Below are 4,355 nucleotides of genomic sequence, written 5' to 3' on the forward strand. Positions count from 1 at the left end.
GCATGTACGACCGCAGACCGGCATCGACGGCCTGGTCCATTGCGTTCGCGCCGGCGCCAAAACCGGACGCCGCCATATTGGGGTCGTTCCAATTCGCCATTTTTCATCTCCATAACCGGCCAGCCCATACCGGCCGTGAGCAGCAATATCGGGGGTTTGCCCTCCTGTTTCAAGCGAAACCGGACATCGGCAATATTCCGGCAATATTATTCCGCTGCCGTGAAGTTAGGAATCGCGGTTCCGGACGTCGCCGCCTATGCTGTCCGCATGTCCACGCACCGCCTGTTCATCGCGCTGCGCCCGCCGCGTCCGATCCGCGAAATCCTGGTCACCACGATGCACGGCATTTCGGGCGCGCGCTGGCAGAGCGACGAGCAATTGCACTTGACCCTTCGCTTTATCGGCGAGGTCGACCATCATCAGGCGGAGGATATCGCGGCGGCGCTCGGCGCCCTCTACGCCCGCGCGCTCCTTGCGAGGATCGCCGGCGTGAGCCTGTTCGAGCGGCAGGGCCGTCCGCACATGGTCTGGGCCGGCGTCGAGCCCCACGAACCGCTCGCCGCGCTTCACCGCAAGGTCGAGCAACTGCTCGCGCGCGTCGGCGTCGCGCCCGAAACGCGTAGTTTCATGCCGCATATCACCCTCGCGCGGTTGAATCGCGGGTCGGGGCCCGTCGCCCCTTTTCTGGCGCGGAACAGCGACCTCGCGACCCCCGCCTTCGCGTTCGGCCATGTCACGCTTTACGAAAGCGAGATGGGCCATGGCGGCTCGCGCTATCATCCCGTTGCGCGCTATCCCCTCGATGGCGAAAATTCGGCGACCAGCGCCGCCGCGACCGCGTCGACATCGTTCCACGTCACCGAAAAGCCGCCGTCCTCGCCATAATAGGGATCGGCAACGCCCTGTCCGCCGCGGCCGGGGAGCAGATCGAGCATCAACCGGAGTTCGGCGGTGGCGTCGGCCGGCCGGATCGCCAATGCGTCGCGCAGATTGCTTTCGTCGGCGGCGAGGATCAGGTCGAAATCATGGAAATCGCGCCGCGACAATTGGCGGGCGCGGAGATCCGAGATGTCGATGCCGCGGCGGCGCGCCTCGGCCTGCGCACGCCGGTCGGGCGGATGACCGACGTGCCAGTCTCCGGTGCCCGCCGAATCGAGCGTGGCGTCGATGCCGGCGCGTGCGAATGCCGCGCGCGCGGCGCCCTCGGCGAGGGGCGAGCGGCAGATGTTGCCGAGGCAGAGGAAGAGGATCGCGGGCTTCGCATTTTCTCGATCGTCGCGCATATCGGCCCTGTCTCCCCCCAAAGTTGAACCGACTTTCAACTTGCGCCCGGCCCCGGCTCTGCTAGCCATGCGGAACAAGATAGAGGGTCAGGGAGAGGGTTGCCAGATGGCCGATACCGCCAGCGAGAATGTCATGCCCGGCGCGCCGGCGTCCGCCGAACCGAAAGCCACCGGTTACAGCTGGTATGTGCTGTCGGTGCTGGTGATCGTCTATATCCTCAATTTCATCGACCGGCAGATCATCAGCATCCTCGCGGTCGACATCAAGGCCGACCTCGGCCTGTCCGACGGCGACATGGGCTTCCTCGGCGGCGCCGCCTTCGCGGTCTTCTATGCGCTGTTCGGCATCCCGCTCGGCCGCCTCGCCGACAACTGGAGCCGCGTCAGACTGCTGTCGATCGGCCTGACCCTGTGGTCGGCGATGACCGCGCTGTCGGGTTTCGCATACAACCAGACCAGCCTGACGCTCGCGCGCATGGGGGTCGGCGTCGGCGAGGCGACCGCGAGCCCGACCGCCTATTCGCTGATCTCCGACTATTTCCCCAAGCGGCAGAAGGCGACCGCGCTCGCCATCTATTCGTCGGGGCTCTACCTCGGCGGCGGCGTGTCGCTGTTCATCGGCGCGCTGATCGTCGAGGCGTGGAACAAGGCGTACCCGGCCGGCGGGCCGATGGGGCTCGTCGGATGGCAGGCGGCCTTCCTCGCGGTCGGCATCCCCGGCCTGCTGCTCGCGCTGTGGGTCGCGAGCCTGCGCGAACCGGTGCGCGGCGCGATGGACGGAACACCGAGCGCAAGTTCGCCGACGCCGTTCCGGGAATTCTTCAAGGATCTGGTGATGATCGTCCCGCCCCTCACGCTGATCGGCGCGCTGTTGCGCGGTCCCGGGGCGCTGGTCGTCAACATCGTCGTCGCCGCGGTGATCGCCGCCTTCGCATGGTGGATGATCGGGCTGACGGGCAATTTCGCGCAATGGTCGGCGGTCGGGCTCGGCTATTATGCGGTCTTTTCCTGGGCGAGCGCGCTGCGGGCGAACGATCCCGCGACCTTCCGCCTGATCTGGGGCACCCCCGCCTTCATCTGCACGACGCTGGGCTATGGCCTCGTCGCGCTCGCCGCCTACGGGCTCGCCTTCTGGTCGGCGCCCTATGCCGAGATCGTGCTGGGGCTGCCGAAGCAGGAGCTGGCCTTCATCCTCGGCGCGAACGGCGCGGTGGCCGGTTTCGTCGGCGTGATCGTCGGCGGCCGCGTCGCCGACGCGCTGCACGCGAAAAATCCGGCGGGCCGCATCCTGATGATCATTTTCGGCGTCGTCGCGCCGATCGTCCCGATCTGGATCGGCTACACGACCGGAAATTCGACGCTCTTCTATGCCATGAACTTCCTCGCCGGCATGCTGGGTGCCGCCGCGCTCGGCGCCGCCGCGGCGACGACGCAGGATCTGGTGCTGCCGCGGATGCGCGGCACCGCAACGGCCGCCTTCTTCCTCGGCACCACGCTGGTCGGCCTGTCGTTCGGCCCCTATATGGTCGGGCAGATTTCGGACCTCGCCGGCACGATGGTGGACGGCAAGCCGGTCGGCGACCTGCGCACCGGCATCCTGTCGCTGATCGGCGTCGCGCCGATCGCGCTCGCGCTGCTGATCCATGCCTATCGCGCGGTGCCCGGGGCCGAGGCGACGATCGCCGAGCGCGCGGCCGAAGCCTGACCGGCCGGAAGAAATTCCCTCCCCCGACCGGCGAGGCGTTATTCGCTACCGCGAACGATCACGCCGCAGGCGACGCGCCCGCCGCTGTTGCCGCTGGGGTCGGTCTTGTAGTCGTCGGGACCGGCGTGGATGACGAAGGCGGCGCCGTCGGCGTCGAGCAGCCCGCCGTCGCCCTCGAACCGCGAGCCGACGAGACGCAGCGTCGCACGGCCGATCTGGTCGGGCTCGATCACGAGATTGGGCAGGTCGCCATGATGCGCCCCCATCGGATTGTCGCGGCCATGCTGGACGCCGGTCGGGTTCCAGTGCGGACCCGCGCTCGCGAAATCGGGCGCGGTGCAGGTGCCGACGGCGTGAACATGCATGCCGTAAGTGCCCGGCGCGAAGCCGCGCGCGACGAGTTCGATGCGCAGACCCGTGGTGTCGCGGTAAATGTCGGCGCGGCCGCGGTCGGCGCCCTTGTTGTCGTATAGCTGCGCATGGGCATCGGCCGGCGGCAGCGTGCTGGTCGCCTTCTTGCCCATCCCCGCGCAGCCGGCGAGCGCGAGCGCGCCGACGAGGACGGCCCCCTGGGCCATGATCTGTTTGCGCCGCGAACCCATCGTCATCCTGCTGCTCCCTTTATCCGGACTGGAATCAGAACGTCGTCACATCGCGTTTCGATCCCGGTTCGTCGACGATGCCCGCAATTGGCGCCGGTTCCAAGGGGATAAGTCGGCATGGGTCATCATTCATTCGGCAAATGTCCGGATTGGAGCGGGTCGGTTGCGCGCAACAGGTCGTGGCCGGACAGACGATTCCACCATCTTTGCAGGACGGCAAGACGCGCAAGCGCAGCCCTTCCTTCCTCGACACGCACGAAATAGTCGATCATCGGCGCAAGATGCCAGTCGGCGAGCGTGACATGCCGGGCGGACGGGATCGCACCCTCCGCCGCGATTTTGTCGAGGAAAGACTGACGGGCCGACGGCAGCTACCGGTCGAAAGCCGTCGTTGATGGGGGTGCGCAGACCCGGCCCTTCACCGTCGAAGCCGCTACGAAAAAAGGGGCCGCGAATTGCTTCGCGGCCCCCTGTTTCGCCTGACGGCCCTGATCGAAGGATCAGAAGACGCGGGCGTATTGCTCGTTGCCGACGAAGCCCAGCTTGCCGACGCCGCTGCGCTTGATCACCGCCATCACATTGTCGACGACGATATAGCGGGCATAGGGGTCGGGCTGAACCTGCAGTTCGGGCTCGACCGGCAGCGCCTTGGTCTGTTCCAGATACTGCGCGAGCTGCGCGAGGTCGACCGGCGTCCCGTTCCAGGTGATCGTCCCGGCGGGATCGATCATCACCTTGTTCTTTTCGGGGTCGACATTGCTCTGG

At 67.0% G+C, this 4,355-nt stretch carries 5 protein-coding genes; 2 read left to right on the plus strand and 3 right to left on the minus strand.

The window, feature by feature from the left end:
- Positions 1–267 precede the first annotated feature (267 nt).
- Positions 268–885, plus strand: a complete 618-nt coding sequence (gene thpR, locus JHC57_RS21370; RefSeq protein WP_294032597.1) for an RNA 2',3'-cyclic phosphodiesterase — start codon at positions 268–270, stop codon at positions 883–885.
- On the opposite strand, the gene JHC57_RS21375 is transcribed toward thpR, so the two are convergent.
- Positions 792–1,283 carry a low molecular weight protein-tyrosine-phosphatase gene (locus JHC57_RS21375; RefSeq protein WP_294032598.1) on the minus strand — a complete coding sequence of 164 codons (492 nt, stop codon included), beginning with the start codon at positions 1,281–1,283 and terminating at the stop codon, positions 792–794. The genes thpR and JHC57_RS21375 overlap by 94 nt on opposite strands.
- Before the next feature lie 106 nt (positions 1,284–1,389).
- Here JHC57_RS21375 and JHC57_RS21380 point away from each other — a divergent pair, with 106 nt between their 5' ends.
- Positions 1,390–2,988, plus strand: coding sequence for an MFS transporter (locus tag JHC57_RS21380; RefSeq protein WP_294032599.1), 1,599 nt, complete (start codon positions 1,390–1,392; stop codon positions 2,986–2,988).
- 38 nt (positions 2,989–3,026) lie between these two features.
- Here JHC57_RS21380 and JHC57_RS21385 read toward each other — a convergent pair whose 3' ends face one another.
- Complete coding sequence (locus JHC57_RS21385; protein ID WP_294032600.1) at positions 3,027–3,596, minus strand: superoxide dismutase family protein; 570 nt, start codon at positions 3,594–3,596, stop codon at positions 3,027–3,029.
- A 494-nt stretch (positions 3,597–4,090) separates the two neighbouring features.
- The coding region (locus tag JHC57_RS21390) for a biopolymer transporter ExbD (RefSeq protein WP_294032601.1) at positions 4,091–4,355 on the minus strand (265 nt) is incomplete at its 5' end.

Origin of the sequence: Sphingopyxis sp. (assembly GCF_016463645.1) — a bacterium.
Classification (GTDB): domain Bacteria; phylum Pseudomonadota; class Alphaproteobacteria; order Sphingomonadales; family Sphingomonadaceae; genus Sphingopyxis.

What these genes read in the sequence shown, in the direction of transcription:
- JHC57_RS21385 (WP_294032600.1), bottom strand. Translation starts at nt 3,596, where the DNA reads ATGACGATGGGTTCGCGGCGCAAACAGATCATGGCCCAGGGGGCCGTC.
- thpR (WP_294032597.1), top strand. Translation starts at nt 268, where the DNA reads ATGTCCACGCACCGCCTGTTCATCGCGCTGCGCCCGCCGCGTCCGATC.
- JHC57_RS21380 (WP_294032599.1), top strand. Translation starts at nt 1,390, where the DNA reads ATGGCCGATACCGCCAGCGAGAATGTCATGCCCGGCGCGCCGGCGTCC.
- JHC57_RS21375 (WP_294032598.1), bottom strand. Translation starts at nt 1,283, where the DNA reads ATGCGCGACGATCGAGAAAATGCGAAGCCCGCGATCCTCTTCCTCTGC.